Source organism: Paenibacillus algorifonticola, from assembly GCF_000971975.1.
Lineage (GTDB): Bacteria > Bacillota > Bacilli > Paenibacillales > Paenibacillaceae > Pristimantibacillus > Pristimantibacillus algorifonticola.
Genome location: NZ_LAQO01000001.1, coordinates 136,075 through 153,520, shown reverse-complemented (window position 1 = coordinate 153,520; position 17,446 = coordinate 136,075). Strand labels below are relative to the sequence as shown.

General features: G+C 51.0%; 13 protein-coding genes. All 13 read left to right on the top strand.

Annotated elements, in window-relative coordinates; translation table 11 throughout:
- Positions 1 to 60: 60 nt before the first annotated feature.
- The 13 genes from addB (at position 61) to yqfD (ending at position 17,446) form a co-directional block, all read left to right on the top strand.
- Positions 61 to 3,639, top strand: coding sequence for a helicase-exonuclease AddAB subunit AddB (gene addB, locus WH37_RS07435; protein WP_331458028.1), 3,579 nt, complete (start codon positions 61 to 63; stop codon positions 3,637 to 3,639).
- Positions 3,614 to 7,606, top strand: a complete 3,993-nt coding sequence (addA, locus tag WH37_RS07430) for a helicase-exonuclease AddAB subunit AddA (RefSeq protein WP_046229924.1) — start codon at positions 3,614 to 3,616, stop codon at positions 7,604 to 7,606. The genes addB and addA overlap by 26 nt, the downstream gene beginning before the upstream one ends.
- A gap of 71 nt (positions 7,607 to 7,677) precedes the next feature.
- Positions 7,678 to 8,292, top strand: coding sequence for a hypothetical protein (locus tag WH37_RS07425; RefSeq protein ID WP_046229923.1), 615 nt, complete (start codon positions 7,678 to 7,680; stop codon positions 8,290 to 8,292).
- Between the two features lie 129 nt (positions 8,293 to 8,421).
- On the top strand, positions 8,422 to 8,766 hold the full coding sequence (locus tag WH37_RS07420; RefSeq protein WP_046229922.1) for a histidine triad nucleotide-binding protein: 345 nt from the start codon (positions 8,422 to 8,424) through the stop codon (positions 8,764 to 8,766).
- 42 nt (positions 8,767 to 8,808) lie between these two features.
- A complete protein-coding gene (locus WH37_RS07415; RefSeq protein WP_046229921.1) occupies positions 8,809 to 9,738 on the top strand; it encodes a polysaccharide deacetylase family protein in 930 nt (309 codons plus the stop codon).
- Positions 9,739 to 9,879: 141 nt separating this feature from the next.
- Positions 9,880 to 11,814 carry an FAD-dependent oxidoreductase gene (locus tag WH37_RS07410; RefSeq protein WP_143088409.1) on the top strand — a complete coding sequence of 645 codons (1,935 nt, stop codon included), beginning with the start codon at positions 9,880 to 9,882 and terminating at the stop codon, positions 11,812 to 11,814.
- Between the two features lie 100 nt (positions 11,815 to 11,914).
- On the top strand, positions 11,915 to 12,088 hold the full coding sequence (gene rpsU, locus WH37_RS07405; RefSeq protein ID WP_046230300.1) for a 30S ribosomal protein S21: 174 nt from the start codon (positions 11,915 to 11,917) through the stop codon (positions 12,086 to 12,088).
- Between the two features lie 15 nt (positions 12,089 to 12,103).
- Positions 12,104 to 12,547, top strand: a complete 444-nt coding sequence (locus tag WH37_RS07400; RefSeq protein ID WP_046229920.1) for a GatB/YqeY domain-containing protein — start codon at positions 12,104 to 12,106, stop codon at positions 12,545 to 12,547.
- Positions 12,548 to 12,762: 215 nt separating this feature from the next.
- Positions 12,763 to 14,151, top strand: a complete 1,389-nt coding sequence (locus tag WH37_RS07395; protein ID WP_063838006.1) for an NfeD family protein — start codon at positions 12,763 to 12,765, stop codon at positions 14,149 to 14,151.
- A gap of 47 nt (positions 14,152 to 14,198) precedes the next feature.
- The gene (gene floA, locus WH37_RS07390; protein ID WP_046229919.1) at positions 14,199 to 15,191 is read left to right on the top strand and encodes a flotillin-like protein FloA; all 993 of its coding nucleotides are present in this window, start codon (positions 14,199 to 14,201) and stop codon (positions 15,189 to 15,191) included.
- A gap of 55 nt (positions 15,192 to 15,246) precedes the next feature.
- On the top strand, positions 15,247 to 15,789 hold the full coding sequence (locus WH37_RS07385) for a hypothetical protein (RefSeq protein ID WP_046229918.1): 543 nt from the start codon (positions 15,247 to 15,249) through the stop codon (positions 15,787 to 15,789).
- A gap of 172 nt (positions 15,790 to 15,961) precedes the next feature.
- Complete coding sequence (yqfC, locus tag WH37_RS07380) at positions 15,962 to 16,240, top strand: sporulation protein YqfC (protein ID WP_046229917.1); 279 nt, start codon at positions 15,962 to 15,964, stop codon at positions 16,238 to 16,240.
- 12 nt (positions 16,241 to 16,252) lie between these two features.
- Positions 16,253 to 17,446: a sporulation protein YqfD gene (yqfD, locus tag WH37_RS07375; RefSeq protein ID WP_046229916.1), complete on the top strand. Its 1,194-nt coding sequence runs from the start codon at positions 16,253 to 16,255 to the stop codon at positions 17,444 to 17,446.

The window sequence follows — 17,446 nt, the reverse complement described above, 5'->3', positions numbered from 1 at the left end:
AAGTCGCTGCGGGTATGGTAGTATGGTTGATAATAGACAGGTTACGGAAGGAAGGGCTGCATGATGCCGCTTCAATTGGTGCTGGGCCGCTCGGGAGCGGGAAAAACGACATATTGCCTGGATGCGATTCGCGGCAGGCTGAGCGCAGACCCGGACGGGCCTCCGCTTATTCTGCTAGTGCCGGAACAGGCAACCTTCCAGTCCGAGTATACGCTGCTTCGAGGCAGCGGATTGCAGGGAATGATTCGGGCGCAGGTGCTGAGCCTTCGCAGGCTTGCTCTTCGCATCATGCAGGAAACCGGGGGAACCGCGCTCATTCCAATCGGTGATGAGGGCAAGAACATGCTGCTATACAAAATTGTGCAGCGTCTTGGCGACCAGCTGGAGCTGTTCGAGCATGGAGCGGGAAAGCCGGGCTTCATTGAGCGTCTTGGCAAGCTGTTGACCGAATGGAAGCGTTATGGCATTAATCCGGCCATGATTGCAGAGCGCAGGGAAGAGGCGGCTTCTGCTTTGCAGGACTCGGCCTTGCTGAAGCGCAAGCTGCATGACTTGCAGCTTGTATACGAAAAGCTGGAGGCCGAGCTCGCCGGGCAGTATTTGGATTCGGAGGATTATTTGCTCCATCTGTCAAATGGGCTGTCTCAATTTTCAACGATTAGGGACACCGAAATTTGGATTGACGGCTTTAATGGCTTTACGCCAAAAGAATATGTCGCGCTTAGCTCGCTTATTAGCGTGGCGAAGAAGGTGACAATTACGCTTAAGCTGAATCGAGCCTATGCGGATGGGGAGCGGCCGGGCGAGCTGGATTTGTTTCATCCTACAGCGGATGCGTATGTAAAGCTGAGGGAGCTGGCGGAGGGCTTAGGCGTTGATACGTTGGAGCCTATTGTGCTCGGCGGTACAGGAAACGCTGCCTGCGAAGCGCCGGGCAGGTTCAGTGCCAGTCCGATGCTGGCTCATTTGGAGCGCCACTACGGCGGACGGACGCAAATGGCGCTCTCAAATCCGGCTATGCTGGATGCAGCCAGCCCATTATGCGGCTTATCGCTGCATGCAGCAGCAAATCGGCGAACCGAGGTGGAGCTGCTGGCGCGCGATATGCTGCGCAGAGTCAGGGAGGATGGCCTAAGTTGGCGTGATATGACGGTAATGGTGCGGAATGCTGGGGATTATAGCGACTATATCGAAGCTGTTTTTCAAGAATACAGCATCCCCTATTTCCTTGATCAGAGGCTCACGACCGTCCATCATCCGCTGGTCGAGTTTATTCGCTCGGCGCTAGAAACAGTGCTGCATAATTGGAGCTATGAGGCAGTGTTCCGCTGCATTAAGACGGAGCTGCTGTTCCCGCTTGATGGAAGCATTCCCCGCGACCAATTTGATTGGCTGGAAAATTTCGTATTGGCGGCGGGCATTGATGGCTGGAAGTGGCTGGATGAAAAAAGATGGCGTCCGTTCATTGTCGAGTCGCTAGAGGAAGAGCAGGATGCGGCGGCCAATGCGCCATCGCTGCGTGCGAAGGCAGAGTTCGAAGCTGTCATGGCCGCGCGCGGCGTTATCGTTCCGCCTTTGCAGCAGTTTGGTAAAGAGCTGGAGAAGGCTTCGAATGTCACAATGATGTGTGAAGCGTTGTACCGCTTGCTTGAGCGTACGGGGGCGGCGGAGCGGCTGGAGCGTTGGAGCCGCGAGGACAGCGAGGCTGGGCGTGTGCAGCGCTCACGAGGTCATCGCCAGCTGTGGGATGGGCTCATGAATTTGCTTGACCAATTGGTAGAGCTCGTCGGTAATGAACCGCTGTCTGCCGAAATTTTCGTTGGCATGCTCGAAACAGGACTGGAAAGCCTCAAATTGGGAGCCATTCCGCCAGCGCTCGATCAAGTGCTGGTGGGCAGCATGGACCGGACGCGTTCCGGTCAGGTACAGGTCTGTTATGTACTGGGAGCCAATGATGGCGTCATGCCGATGCGTTTTCAGGAGGATGGCGTGCTGACGGATCAGGAGCGAGATCGGTTGGCCGAAGAAGGTTTGGTCATGGCACCTGGCGTCAAGCGAAGGCTGCTGGATGAGCGTTTTCTGATTTATAGTGCGCTCACAACGCCAAGCCGCCATTTGTGGATGAGCTGGTCAGAAGCAGACGAAGAGGGCAAAAGCCTGCTGCCATCCGAAATTATTAGGCAGGTCAGGCAGCTATTTCACGGATTGCCGATACAGCAAGTGCAGGCGGAGCCGACACCGGCTATGTCTGTAAGGGAGCAAAGGGAATATATCCAGCATCCAGAGCGGGCCTTGTCTTACTTAATAACAGAGCTGCGCGCTTGGAAGCAGGGAAGCGAGATCGCTCCTTTTTGGTGGGAGCTTTATAATTGGTTCGCGGTACGTCCGGAATGGCAAACCAAGCTTTCGCTGCTTACGAAATCGCTTGGTTATGTGAACCAGGAGGAGCTGCTGACCGCTGATACGGCACAGCAGCTTTATGGTGTTCGCTTGAGAGCGAGCGTATCCAGAATGGAGCGCTTCGTGTCCTGTCCTTTTCAGCATTTTGCCATTCACGGGCTGAAGCTGCGTGAGCGGAAAATGCATCGGCTGGAGGCGCCGGATGTGGGACAGCTGTTTCACGCTGCGCTCAGCCGTTTGGTCGAAGAAGGCGGTCGCGGTCACGCTTTCGGCTCGCTTTCCGAGCGAGAGATCCGCGCGGCGGCGGTTCATACGGTGGATGAGCTCGCACCGAGGCTGCAATCGCAAATTTTGCTGAGCAGCGGCCGCTATCGCTATATCGCCCGCAAGCTTAAAGAAATTGTAGCGCAGGCTGCGATTATGCTGAGCGAGCATGCCCGCCGGGCTGCGTTCCAGCCTGTCGGGCTGGAGGTTGATTTTGGGCCGGGCGGAACGCTGCCGCCGCTTATAATTCCGCTGCAGGACGGACAGTCCATGGAAATAATCGGGCGGATTGACCGGGTTGATGCTGCGGATACGGAGCAGGGCCTGTTGTTGCGCGTGCTGGATTACAAGTCTAGCGTGACGCAGCTGCGTCTGGAGGAAGTGGCCTTTGGGCTTTCCCTGCAAATGCTGACTTATTTGGATGTATTGGTGACGCATTCACCCGGCTGGCTTGGAAAGCAGGCGTCGCCTGCAGGCGTGCTTTATTTTCACGTGCATAATCCGCTGCTTGCCCTTTCGAATCAGATGCCAGAAGCGAAGATCAAGGCAGAGCTGCGCAAACGCTTTAAGCTGAGAGGACTCGTTACGGCAGAAGCCGAGGCGGTGCGCCTCATGGATGATCAGCTGGAAACGGGCCACTCCGAGCTATTGCCCGTAGCGCTCAAGAAAGATGGGGCGTTCTACAGCAGCTCTTCGGTTGTGACGGACAAGCAGTGGGACATTTTGCGGGATTCCGTCAGAAGAACGATTAGCGGAATTGGCTCGGAAATCAGCTGCGGCAAAGTATCGATTGAGCCTTATAAGCTTGGGACAAGAATACCGTGCCAATATTGTGATTATAAGGCGGTTTGCCAGTTCGATCCGCTGTTTGACGGCAATGAGTATGTGCGGCTTCGCAAGCCTTCAACGGAAGAGCTATGGCAGCGGCTGGAGAAAGGAGAAAGCATCGATGACGGAAATGATCAAGGCCATTAAACCGGAAGGCAGCACTTGGACCGATGAGCAGTGGAGCGCCATTGTAACGGAAGGATCCAACATTCTAGTAGCTGCTGCTGCTGGCTCTGGCAAAACAGCTGTGCTGGTGGAGCGCATTATTCGCAAAATTTCATCCTCGACCGATGTAGACCGCCTGCTCGTTGCCACTTTTACGAAAGCGGCTGCTGCGGAAATGAAGGAGCGGATTCGCATTGCGCTGGAGAAGGAGTTGGATCGCCAGCCCGACTCCGAGCATTTGCGGCGCCAGCTTGCGCTTATGAACAGGTCGTCGATAACGACGCTGCATTCTTTTTGTCTCGATGTCATTCGCCGTTATTATCCGCTGATTAAGCTTGATCCAGGCTTTCGCATCGCCAATGAAACGGAGAGCGAGCTGCTGCGGATGGAGGTGCTGGATCAGCTTTTCGAGGAAAAATATGACGAGGCTGACGTCGATTCTGGCGTCGGCGGCGCTTTTCTGGCACTGGCGGACCGTCTGGGGGGAGAACGCGGGGATGAGCCGCTGTACAAGCTCGTACAGGATCTGTATGCTTTTGCACAAAGCCATCCATGGCCAGAAGCATGGCTCCGCCAAACGGCTGAAAGCTTTAATCTTCAAAATGCAGCCGAGCTTCAGCACAGCAGCTGGGTTGCCAGCTTGCGGGCCGATGTGGAGCTGGCGCTTGCCGGTGCGGAAACGCTGCTTCAAAAGGCGCTTGATTTAACGCGTGAGCCTGCCGGTCCGGCGCCTTATGCCGTCAATTTCGAAGACGATTTGGCACTTGTCCTTATGCTTAAATCTGCCGTACAGGAAACCCCTTGGGAGCAATGGTTTGAGCCGTTCCATACGGTGGAGTTTGGCAAATTGAAGGCTATGCGCGGCGACGAATACGATAAATCGCTGCAGGAGCAGGCGAAAGATTTGCGAGACGGTGCCAAAAAGCTGTTGAGCACGCTGGCCGAGGAGCTGTTCGGGCGAACGCCGGAGCAGTTTTTGGAGGAGCTGCAGGAGCTGGCTCCGTTAATGGCGGCGCTGAGCGAGCTAATTATTGATTTTGGGGAAAGGTATGAAGCCGCGAAACGGGAGAAGGGGCTGCTTGATTTTGGCGATCTGGAGCATTATTGCTTGCGAATATTGCGCACGGTAGACTCTACAGTAGAACGGACGCAGCCTTCGGCCGCGGCGCTGGAGTATCAGAATCAATTCGATGAAATATTGCTCGATGAATATCAGGACATGAACATGGTGCAGGAGGCTATTGTAACGCTGATCTCAAGACCAGGAGCGGGGAACCGTTTTATGGTTGGCGATGTGAAGCAAAGCATTTATCGCTTCCGGCTTGCGGAGCCCAATCTGTTCATGCATAAATATAAAAGCTACGCGGTACAGGGCGTTCTGCCCGGCATGGACGAAGGGGATAAAGACTATGCGACGGATACATCGTCAATAGTTGGAACAGCTTCTTCGGAAGACCATTCAGCTGGCTTGCGCATTGATCTGGCCCGCAACTTCCGCAGCCGCCAGGAAGTAGTTGACGGCGTAAATGATGTATTCCGCGGCATTATGCGAGAATCTGTGGCCGAAATGGATTATGATCAGCGCGCGGAGCTTGTATGCGGCGCTTCTTATCCAGCAGCAGAGGAAGCAGGCGCATTTGAAGTAGAGCTGGCCGTCATTGATAAGGCTGGCTCCGTCATTGTGGAGAATAAAGCGCAGTCAGAGGATGAGGAAGAAGGCCAGGAGGCTGCTGAGTCGGCGGAGGATTTGCAGACGGCGCAGCTGGAGGGACGGCTGATTGCCCGGAAAATCCAGTCGCTTATGGACAGCGGCTACCGCGTTTACGACGGGAAAAACAAACGGACCCGTCCGCTGGAATGGCGTGATATCGTTATTTTGCTGCGTGCGACATCGCAGTGGGCGCCTATTATTATCGAGGAGCTGCAAGCTGATGGCGTACCCGCCTATGCTGAGCTCAGCAGCGGCTATTTTGATGCCATAGAAGTGCAGACTGTACTGTCGCTGCTTCGAGTTATTGACAATCCGTACCAGGATATTCCGCTCGCAGGTACGCTGCGCTCCCCTATTTTCGGCTTGGATGCCGAGGAACTGGCGCTCATAAGGATAGAAAAATCCGGCGTCAGTTATTTTGAAGCGCTGCTAGCAGCAGAAGGCAGCTTAACGCTCCCAGAGATGCTGCGCCAGAAGCTGACCCATTTTATCGCGCAGCTTGAGCGCTGGCGCAGCGAAGCCAGACAGGGTGCATTAGCTGACCTCATTTGGCGTATTTACCGTGAGACCGGTTATTATGATTTAGCTGGCGGTCTTCCTGGCGGGACGCAGCGCCAAGCGAATTTACGCGCTTTGCATGACCGCGCTCGCGGTTACGAGGCAACCTCCTTCCGGGGATTGTTCCGGTTTTTGCGTTTCGTAGAGCGAATGCGCGATAGTGGAGGGGATCTCGGCACGGCAAGGGCGCTCGGCGAGCAGGAAAATGTCGTCCGCATTATGTCGATCCACAAGAGCAAAGGGCTGGAGTTTCCCGTCGTGTTCACGGCAGGCCTTGGCAAGTCATTTAACCAGCAGGATTTGCGGAGTGCTTTTCTTCGCCATAAGCAGCTCGGATTCGGCCCGCGATTTGTGGATCCACAGCAGCGCGTCAGTTATCCGACACTGCCATTTCTAGCGATTCGCCGTAGGCTGCGCATGGAAATGCTGGCCGAGGAAATGCGGATTTTATATGTGGCCCTCACTCGTCCGAAGGAAAAAATGTTTCTGGTCGGCACGGTGGCAGACGCGGCTAAGAAGCTGCCGGGCTGGCTGGCAGCTGTTGACGCAAGCGGACACATACCGGATTTTAAGCTGGCTGCGGCATCGACTTTTTTGGATTGGCTTGGTCCGCTCGCCGCATCAAGCTTTGAGCAGCAGGATGCAGAAGAAATGGATCAGCTATCCGGCATGAAAAGGCTGGAATGGCGATCAGGGTTCGTTGCAGCTGCGGTATTCAGCAGTGAAGCAGCAGCAGCGCTTCAGCAAAATGAAGGCCTTGAGGAGAGGGAACTGCGGCTGCAAGGCGTTCTTTCCCTTGCGCAGCTCGAGCTGCAGCCAGAGGAGCAGGACAGTGAGCTGCGCGAACGACTGGATTTTCATTATTCTCATCAAGCTGCAACTCTTTTGCCTGCCAAAACGTCTGTAACTGAAATTAAACGTCTTCATGGAGAAGCTCTCGCTGACCGCGAAGCCGCTCCTTTGTTTGACACTGGAGCGGCAGCGATGAAGGATGCTGAAGCAAGCGGCAGTCATTCATCGTCCGAACCGCTAGAACAACCTGAAGAGTCGGGTTTCGCAAGGCAGCAAGGTGAAGCGAATGATGGCAATGACCTGCCGCCAGAGACTAGAGGCTCTTTCCGTTTGCGCCGTCCGCGGTTTATGGAGCAGATCTCACTTACAGCGGCAGAGAAAGGCTCTGTCAACCACCTTGTCATGCAGCATTTACCGCTCAAGGGAGCTGTCGATGGGCACGTCGTTATGCAGACGGCCCGCGGCATGATTGAACGCAAGCTGTTAACACCGCGTCAGGCGGAGGCCATCGACAGCATGAATATTGCTGCTTTTTTCGCAAGCCCTCTTGGTTTGCGCCTGCAGGCAGCGGATGAGGTCAAGCGGGAGGTGCCATTCAGCTGCATGCTGCCCGCCTCGCGTGTGCATCCTTCCGTTGCTGAAGAAGCAAAGGACGAGCAGATTTTGATTCAAGGCGTTATGGACTGTGTGTTTGAGGATCGGCATGGATTGGTACTGGTCGATTATAAAACGGACCGGATCATCAATCAGCAATGGGAGCAGGCAGCAGAGCGCCATCGGTTTCAGCTGGAGCTTTATGCGGAAGCACTCGAAGCCGTTTTGCTGCGCAAAGTAGCAGAATGCTATGTGTTCTTTTTTGATGGGGGGCAGTCGGTGCGCTTGCGTTGAAGCTGGAATAGCACCATCATAGCGAAGAGACAAACAGTAAGTAAGGCATTTAATTATGGGGGGAAGAAAGCGTGTCAGGAGAGCAACAACCGCCTAAGAAAAAGCCGATTGCGTTTGCAATCGCAATCGTGCTGCTGGTGTGCAGCATTAATGGAAATATGTTTTTATATTCGCAATATTTGTCGAACATTCAAGAGAAAAAATATGAGACAGGTCAGCGAGTCGCTTCAGACGCCATCGGCGCCGCAGCATTTTATAATGCGGTATTGCCTGAGCTTGAGAAGCTGGGGAAATCAGCGGAGCTTTTGGAGCGGAATGAGGCGCAATTCAGTGCAGGTGCGGCTTTCCGTCATGTGGATCATGTGATGGGTTTTCTGAAAGAAGCGCATCAGTATAATGGCACGGAGTTTGCTGCGGACAAGCTGGAAGCTTATTTTAACGCGGTGCAGCAGTCGCTGGCCAAGGTTGGCAGCCATGAAGGTGCTCTAACGGCAGCCGAGCAGGATTACCTAACGAAGCTTCAGCAGGCATTCAGCAAGCAGCTGGAAGTTGTAACGGCTTTTAATGCAGATGCATTAGAAAGCAGAAGCTTGTCGATTCAAATCGGCAATGGCTATAACTGGCTGGAGCTTGCAGAAGAGCTGGAGCAGGCGATAGACGAGCACACGGATGTTAAGCTGCAATAACCGCTAGCTGCCAAATCCCAATGCCCGTCTATTCCTCAGCCTATAGGAAGACGGATATGATTGGACGAGCTTTGCTCATTCCGTTATGATGGAATAAGGTTGTATAACATAATTTAGGGGGAGTTTTGAATGGATTGCATTTTTTGTAAAATTGTCGAAGGTACATTGCCGTCAACTAAAGTGTATGAGTCGGATACAGTAATTGCTTTTCAAGATATTAAACCGGAAGCGTCCGTACATATTTTAATCATTCCTAAAAAGCACATTGCCACAATGAATGATGTGACAGCTGATGACGATCAAGTAATGGCTGAGCTGTTCACGGCAGCACGTCAAATCGCGATCGAGCAGGGCATTGCCGAATCTGGCTACCGACTAATCAACAATGTGAATAGCGATGGCGGCCAGTTGGTGTACCATTTGCATTTCCATTTGCTTGGAGGCGAGAAGCTTGGCCCGCTGAATGCGAAATAAGGCAAGCTGAACAGGCAATAAAGGTTTTTGAAAGGAGTTTGTATGTCCCGTTCCAAAAAATATATCGCTGCCAGCCTGTTGTCATTCGTTCTTCTAATCGCAGCCTATGCTACAGCAGTAGCCCATCCAGGGACGGTTGTTACGAAAAAAATCTGCACCTCTTGGGAATTAGCCAAAAATAGAGCGTTTATTATGACGCATAAACAAGCAAATCAGCCGCTGCTGGATTCTAAAGCGTTGACGCTGGCGGACAATGCTGATCGGGTACCCGTATTGATGTACCACTACATTGCTCCAAAGGCTGACATTAGCGAGCCGGACAATAATTCCATGATTGATTTGGAATCGTTTGAGCAGGGAATGATATATTTACATACGAATGGCTACAAGACAGCGACGATGGAGCAGCTCGAGAAATATATAAATGGCGAAGGTGTTTTGCCGGATAAGTCGGTCGTTATTACGTTCGATGATGGGTATCAAAACAATATCATTTATGCTTATCCTATTTTTAAAAAATATGGCTTTCACGCGACGATGTTTGTTGTTGGAACTCATATTCAACAAAAGACGGCATCATTCGATTCGAAAAAAACAAGTTTTCTTTCCACTGAGGAAATGAATGCGTCGAGCGACGTATTTGAATTTCACAGCCACACCTATGATTTGCACAAAAAAGGGACAGCTGTTTGTGGCATTGCCTATTCTTCGCTTGCAGACGCCAGCCTGATTACGAATGATATTCACAAAATAAAAGAGCTTGGCATTGACTCGCCTTATTTTGCTTATCCTTATGGCGAGGCGAACACACAGATTATTTATAAATTGCGTGAAAATGGTTACCGGATGGCGTTTTCCGTACGCAGCGGTTTTGCTGAGCCGGGAACCGATCCGATGATGGTTCCGAGGCTGACCGTTACTTCATCTACGGATATGCATACGCTGCTTCATCCGGAAGCCAGCTTGAATTGATGCAGCCGAGGCGCAGCATCCGCATGATACGCAGGCTCCTAGCGAGAAGCGGGAGTCTGCCTTTTTTAATAATCAAGTCTATTAATCTAGCAATGATAGCAGTGTTGCTTGGATGCGCTGGAAATTCGGAGGTTATTTTAGTTGTTGAAGACGAAATATAAAATGTTGACGATCGTGGCTCTCGCTTTTTTGATGCTGATCGGTTGCTATTATTTATATAAATTTAAAGTAGCTTCTATCGATCGTTTGTCCATTGACCGCGTTCAGGCCCCCTTTACGAAGGTCGAATCGGTTGAAACCGTAAAGTCGAGCTATGATTTAATTGTTGTCGGCACAGATCCGGAAGGAATAATGGCCGCTGTGTCTGGAGCCAGGAATGGGCTTAAGGTACTGCTGCTTGAAGGCAGAGACCGCGATATTTTGGGCGGTTTAATGACGCTGGGCGGGCTGAATACGCTCGATTTGAATTATTCCCCGAATCAGCCGTGGTATTACCGCTATTTGCACAAATCGAAGTTTTTGAATGAAGGCTTATTTCAGGAATGGTTTGATCAGGTGGAAGGCAGCTCGGTTGATACACATACGGCGGCCAACGTCTTTTACCAGATGATTAAACAAGAGCAGAACATTGATTTGCTCATGCATGTGCAAAAGATGGAGCCGATTTTGCAGCAGTCTGGCGAGAATATGCAGCTAACTGGACTTGCCATTACTAAACCGGATGGCGCGACCGAGAAGGTAGAGGCAAAAGTAGTCATTGATGCTTCGCAGGATGCTGATATCGCTGCCGCTTCCGGTGTGCCTTACTCCATTGGACGCCAGGATATTGGCGAAGGCAAGGCGAAGATGGCGGCAACGCTCGTATTCAGAATGGACCATGTGACGAACGAGGCTTGGAGGAATTTCAAAGGCTTAGAGGGCTTAGGCTTAGACAGCACGAGCATTTGGGGGTTTGGCGACGCCAGAAAATATCCGCCGAGCGATCCGAACAAAGTGAAAATTCGCAGCCTTAATATTGGCAGGGAAAACAATGAAACGATTTTGTTTAATACGATGCAAATTTACGGAGTTGATCCGCTTGATCCAGAATCGGTGGCGCGTGGAATGGAAGTTGGCAAAAAAGAAGCGCCGCTCATCGTTGATTATTTAAAAAAGACGTATCCGGAGTTTGCCAATATGAACTATGCGGGTACTGCATCAGAGCTGTATATTAGAGAATCTCGGCATATTTACGGCGAATACAGGCTGACGCTTGCCGATGTGCTGGAAAACCGGGATAAATGGGATGCTATCGCTTATGGCTCCTATGATGTCGATATTCAAAGCATCAACTATAGCGACGTGGGTACAATTATGCTAAGCCCGATGCAATATGGCGTTCCGTTCCGCAGCTTGGTTCCGCTCAAAGTCGATGGGCTGCTTGTAGTCGGACGCTCAGCCAGCTTTGATACCATTCCGCATGGAAGCGCAAGGGTCATTCCGCTTGGCATGGCGACGGCAGAAGCTGCAGGAGCAGCGGCGAGCCTGGCCATTAGCAACGACATGACGGTCAGAGAGCTGTCCCAATCGACGAAGCTCATCAGCAAACTGCGCAAGAAGCTCGTTAAGCAGGGCATGGACTTGACCTATGAAAAGTTTGATCAGCCTGCTTACATGAAACACAAGGACTATAAGGGCCTTGTGACAGCGGCGAGCATGTACATGACGTCTGGCAGCTATTCGAATGAGGCATGGGACCTCGATGGCACAATGAGCATTGGGCGCTATTTGAACAAGCTTAGAACGCTCAAAAAAGCGCATCCCGACCAGTTCCCTGGTTTTCCTGACGGTGCGGTCAAGGATATGAAGGATTTATTGACTGGGCCATTGACATTGGAGCAGGCGGGCTATATGCTGGCACTGACGGCCGGACTCGATACGACGAGAGAAACGGCGCTTAAGGATCTCGTTTCCCGTGGCTGGATTAGTGAGGAAATCATTGGTCAAATGCTCAATGTAGAAGAGCTGACGAATGGGGATACTTACATGATGTTCTACGATATTTTGAAGAATGGATTTGGCATTGTTTACGAGTGAAATTAGTGAGTTGACACTGTATTTTGTTTTGACTTATAATGGAGTTTGATAAACCGTGTTTAATGCTCTGGACGGTCTGTTTCGGAGGGAGGGAAAACTTGTGTCTGAAACTAAGGTTAAGAAAAACGAAACCATTGACTCTGCACTTCGCCGCTTTAAACGTTCTATCGCTAAAGATGGCGTGTTGGCTGAGGTTAAGAAACGCAAACATTATGAAAAGCCGAGTGTAAAGCGTAAGAAGAAGTCCGAGGCTGCTCGTAAGAGAAAGTTTTAGGAGGCTCCTAGTATAATGAACCTGAGCGAAAGATTGAACGACGATATGAAGCAGGCCATGAGGAATCAGGACAAGTTCCGGCTTACAACCATTCGTATGATGCGTGCGTCAGCTAAAAACTTGGAAATTGATTTGAAGCGTCCTTTGGACGACAGTGAAATGCTTGATATCCTAAGTCGTGAGATCAAACAACGTAAAGATTCCCTCCAAGAATTTAGCAAAGCCGGCCGTGAGGACCTGGTAACAGGTCTTAACGCAGAAATTGAAATTATTAGTCAATACCTTCCCACGCAGCTGACCGAAGAAGAGATAAAAGCGATAGTAACGCAGACCATCCATGAACTCGGTGCTTCTTCCAAAGCCGAGATGGGGAAAGTCATGGGCGCCTTGTTGCCAAAAACGAAAGGGCGCGCTGACGGTAAACTAGTAAATCAGCTCGTACAACAATTTCTGCAATAACGATATGTTCGGACGAAAACATCCCTCCCGAGGGATGTTTTTTGCTTTTCAATATAGCGATTCACATGCGGATGCTCGTAAAAAAGTTCTCGGTTATAGCAAGAAATATGTGCGCCGCCATGAGTTGGCGTAAGCCGTTTACGCTTATTTTGTAACGTTTCAGGGTAATCCTTCGTAATAACGAATATAATGGATATAAAGGGAGGGGTGGAAGGTTGAATATAAAAAAATGGCGCCAAACCGCTTTTTGGGCGAAATTAGCCGTTTTTTCAGCGTTGGTTGTCGCTTTAGGCAGCGGCCTGCTGGTCGGTATGCAGCCTGTAAAGGCACAGCAGCTTGCGGCGGATGAAGCTGGAGGAGCGGTCTACATTGTTCCAGTCAAACAGACGATTGAGAGTGGACTTAAATCATTTTTGGAGCGCGCTTACAAAGAAGCGGCAGAGGCGAAGGCGGAACGTGTAGTTCTCGTGATTAACACGTTCGGCGGAGAAGTGACCAGCGCAGAGGAGATCGGGGAGGTCATCCGTAAAAGCGCAATTCCCACAACCGCCTATATTGAAGGCAAAGCGGTGTCGGCAGGTACTTACATTGCGCTTAATGCACAAAACATTGTAATGGAGCCGGGAAGTACAATTGGTGCAGCTGCTGTCGTTGATGGTGGAGGCAATTTGATTGATAATCCGAAGATCGTTTCCTATTGGACGAAGACGATGATGGAGGCTGCAAAGCTGGGTGGCCGGGATGCAAATATTGCAGCTGCCATGGTTGATACGACAGTGTCGGTTAGCTTGCCGAAAGCGGGCATAGAGAAGCCGGCAGGAGAGATATTATCCTTATCCGCCGACGAAGCGCTGGCGAGCGGCTACGCTGAGCATATCGCAGCATCTGTCGGGGAAGCTATTACTTGGCTGAAGCTTGATCAGCAGCACCTCATTTCGTTTGAGCCCTCTCTAGCTGAGAAAGTATCACGCTGGCTCGTTAATCCGTATGTGATGACCGTGCTGCTCATCCTGGGCATTGCGGGCATTGTAATTGAGCTTCTGATGCCAGGCTTCGGTGTACCGGGCATACTGGGCATTATTTCTTTCAGCTTGTATTTCTTCGGTCATTATGTGGCCGGATTTGCAGGCATGGAATCGATTGTTCTTTTTGTTATAGGTTTGGCTTTGCTCATTATCGAGGTATTTGTTCCAAGCTTCGGTATTTTGGGACTGTTAGGTGGCGCAGCACTTATTGCTGGGGTAGTGACCGCAGCATCCGATCCGATGACAGCCTTTATCTCGCTCGTCACAGCACTCGTAGTGGCCGTGCTTGTGATGTATTATATTTTCAGAAAATATAGACATAGAGGAATTTGGAACAAATTCATTCTTCGGGATAAACTGACGAAGGAAGAAGGTTATGTATCCGCAGAGGAAAAGGACAGCCTGCTGGGGCTTGAAGGGGTTACGCTTACTCCGCTAAGGCCGGCTGGAACGGTGCAAATCGGCGATCAGCGGATTGATGTTGTAACGTCAGGCGAGTTTATTTCAACTGGAGCAAACGTTGTCGTCATCAAAGCAGAAGGTACTTGGGTAGTTGTGAAAGAGACAATGAAAGCATAACATAAACGCTATTCAGCACTTTACTAAAGCAATGGAGGTATTTATAAATGGGTTTGGATCCGATCGTTTCTATATTGATTATAGCGGTTATTGTTATTATCGCGTTGTCAGTCTTCCTGAGCTTTTTTCCAATTATGCTCTGGATTTCGGCACTTGCTTCTGGTGTTCGTATCGGTATTATTACGCTCGTAGCGATGCGCTTGCGTCGGGTTGTCCCGAGCCGGATTGTCAATCCGCTCATTAAAGCAACGAAAGCGGGCCTTGGGCTGAATATTAATCAGCTGGAAAGCCATTTTCTCGCAGGCGGTAACGTTGACCGCGTCGTCAATGCGTTGATTGCAGCGCAGCGCGCCAATATCCCGCTCGTGTTCGAGCGTGCGGCTGCCATTGATCTTGCTGGTCGTGATGTGCTTCAAGCGGTGCAAATGAGCGTTAATCCGCGTGTCATTGAGACACCAACCGTTGCAGCAGTAGCGAAAGACGGTATTGAGGTTAAAGTTAAAGCGCGTGTTACCGTACGTGCCAACATTGAGCGTCTAGTCGGTGGTGCTGGTGAAGAGACCATTATCGCTCGTGTCGGCGAGGGTATCGTTACGACGGTTGGTTCGGCAGGCTCCCATAAAGATGTTCTTGAAAATCCAGACATGATTTCCCGTACGGTGCTTGGCAAAGGACTCGATGCCGGAACAGCTTTCGAAATCTTGTCCATTGATATTGCCGACGTAGACGTGGGCAAAAACATCGGTGCCCATCTCCAAACGGAGCAAGCTGAGGCTGACAAACGGATTGCTCAAGCGAAAGCAGAGGAACGCCGTGCAATGGCAGTAGCGCAGGAGCAGGAGATGAAGGCGCGCGTTATTGAGATGCGGGCGAAGGTCGTAGAATCCGAATCGCAAGTGCCAGTAGCTATGGCTGAAGCACTCAAAAACGGAAAAATCGGCGTCATGGATTATTTGAACCTGAAAAACCTGGAGTCGGATACACAAATGCGTAATTCCATCGGCAAGAGCGACGCCCCAACTGAAAAAAATGACAATTAATGATGGCAAATAAAGCACCGGCGTAGCTGCTTACCCTGGAGGTGAATCTGAACCAGTGGAACATATATTTGAGTTTATTATGAAAAATATTTATTTCGTCGTTATTGTTGGCGGCTTTCTCCTGTCGATTTTCAATCGGGTCAGTGCGAAAAAGCGTAACAATCCGCGGATGCCAGACTTTAACGGTCAAAGCGCTGCGGATGCTGCTTATCCGCAGCAGGGGACAGATGTGCAGCAGCATCAGTCTGGGCGCCATGATCAGGGAGACGCTTACCCGCACTGGGACGATAACGATGACTATGAGGAACGGTCGATTTCCTATCGCCAAGCGGAGGAAGAGGCTGAGCGTGAGAAGCAGCACCACCTGTCAGAGCTCGCCAGAGCGCTTGAGCGTACGCAGCAGCAGCAGGCCGCTGTAACAGTGACACAGCAGCGCGAAGCCGCCGCGAGGCGCAGCAATCGGGCTAGCAGCGAGGCTGAGGCTGTTGCTGACACTCGTTTAGCGCCTTTGAGCGCTGATGAGCTTCGAAGGGCGGTCATCTGGTCAGAAATATTGGGCCCGCCGAAATCGAAGCGGCCTTATGGCAAGGTCAGATAACATAAGCTTTACTTTAAATAGCGCAGCTTCCAGAAATCCATTAGGGATAACTGGAGGCTGCGCTATTTTTCATAAAATCAGCACCCCGCGCATAGCTTGATATAGTACAATAATGGGCCTTGTGTCATATTTAACGTCTGGCGAGCGTGATAAGGGGGACGATCCTTTACCTATGAACCGTTTAAAACGCAAACTTCGCAAAATGACAGCGGATATTCTGGATTTGCCCCAGGATGTCGTCTATGATCTTCCCCGGCTGACGATGATCGGCGATCGCCAGTTATATATTGAGAACCATCGCGGTGTCATTCATTTTTCCAGCGAGCAGCTTAGGCTCGCGCTCAGCAAGGGCGAGCTTGAGGTGACGGGAAGCTCGCTCGTTATTCGAACGATTTGGACAGAAGAGGTTTTTATTGAAGGTCAAATTACAGGCATAGCCTTGCGGGAGTAGGAGGGGAGCGGCTTGAAGCTGAAATGGTCGGACTGGGTACTCGGCGTTGTTACAGTAAATATCAGGGGTGGACAACCTGAACGGCTTGTGAATCGTGCACTGGAAGGGGGGCTGCAGCTTGCGTCCATCGGTTGGACGGGCGATGGCAAGCTGCAGTTCGACGTGTCTGTTAGCGATTATTTTCGCTTGAAGCCTTTTTTAAAGGAGACAGGCTGTAGGGCGCATGTTGTGAGGCGGCAAGGCATGCCGTTCTGGCTTGTAAAGCTGGAAAAACGGAAATTTTTCATAGCGGGCCTAGCTTTATTTTTTATTGGCATTTATGTATTGTCCTCGCTTATATGGTCGGTTGAGGTTAAAGGCAACGTGAAATTGACGGAAGAGGAAATTGTAGAGGCAGCGCGGCAGGAGGGGATTTTCCCGCTCCAATGGTCGTTCCGTCTGGCGGATACGGATATTATATCAAAGAGGCTCGTCAACAAGCTGCCGAAAGCTACGTGGATTGGCGTGGAGAAAAAAGGAACAAGAATCATCATTCAAGTCGCGGAAACGACAGAACCGGATCATCGCGAATTGGAAAATCCCCGCCATCTCATTGCTTCTGCCGATGCGGTCGTTACGGAAATTTATACGGAACGCGGTCGTGCCGTCGTCAAGAAGAACGCGAAGGTCAAAAAAGGACAGACGTTAATATCGGGTACGCTGGGCGGCGGCGCTTATACGCAGACAGTTGTGGCAAAGGGCTCTGTACGCGGAATAGTCTGGTATGAATTTAATATTGCTTCACCGATGTCTCAGCAAGTTAAAGTATATACGGGGGAGAAGAAGCAGAAGTGGTATGTCGTCATTGGCGGCAGGGCGCTGCAGGTGAGCGGCTACGGCAAAAATCCGTACGAGCAGTCGGAGACGATCGTGGAGGAGGATAAGGCGAATTGGAAAAGCATAAGCCTGCCCTTCGGCCGGATGAAGCAGACGGTAATGGAAGTACATACGGAAGAGCGAAAACTATCAGCGGATGAAGCGCGCGCGGGTGGAATTTTACAGGCAAAAGCGAATGTAATGTCGAAGGCGGGCAGCGATGCGGTCATCCGGGATGAAATTGTTTTGCATGAAAAGACGGAGAATGGTAAAGTTTATATGAAAGTTCTTTTTGAAGTAGAGCAATCGATTGTGAAAGAGATGCCCCTAGTCCAGATGCAAGGAGATTGA

Coding starts and splice junctions, on each gene's coding strand:
- floA (WP_046229919.1), top strand. CDS start 14,199: ATGGGTTTGGATCCGATCGTTTCTATATTGATTATAGCGGTTATTGTT.
- addB (WP_331458028.1), top strand. CDS start 61: ATGATGCCGCTTCAATTGGTGCTGGGCCGCTCGGGAGCGGGAAAAACG.
- WH37_RS07415 (WP_046229921.1), top strand. CDS start 8,809: ATGTCCCGTTCCAAAAAATATATCGCTGCCAGCCTGTTGTCATTCGTT.
- addA (WP_046229924.1), top strand. CDS start 3,614: ATGACGGAAATGATCAAGGCCATTAAACCGGAAGGCAGCACTTGGACC.
- WH37_RS07400 (WP_046229920.1), top strand. CDS start 12,104: ATGAACCTGAGCGAAAGATTGAACGACGATATGAAGCAGGCCATGAGG.
- WH37_RS07420 (WP_046229922.1), top strand. CDS start 8,422: ATGGATTGCATTTTTTGTAAAATTGTCGAAGGTACATTGCCGTCAACT.
- yqfC (WP_046229917.1), top strand. CDS start 15,962: ATGAACCGTTTAAAACGCAAACTTCGCAAAATGACAGCGGATATTCTG.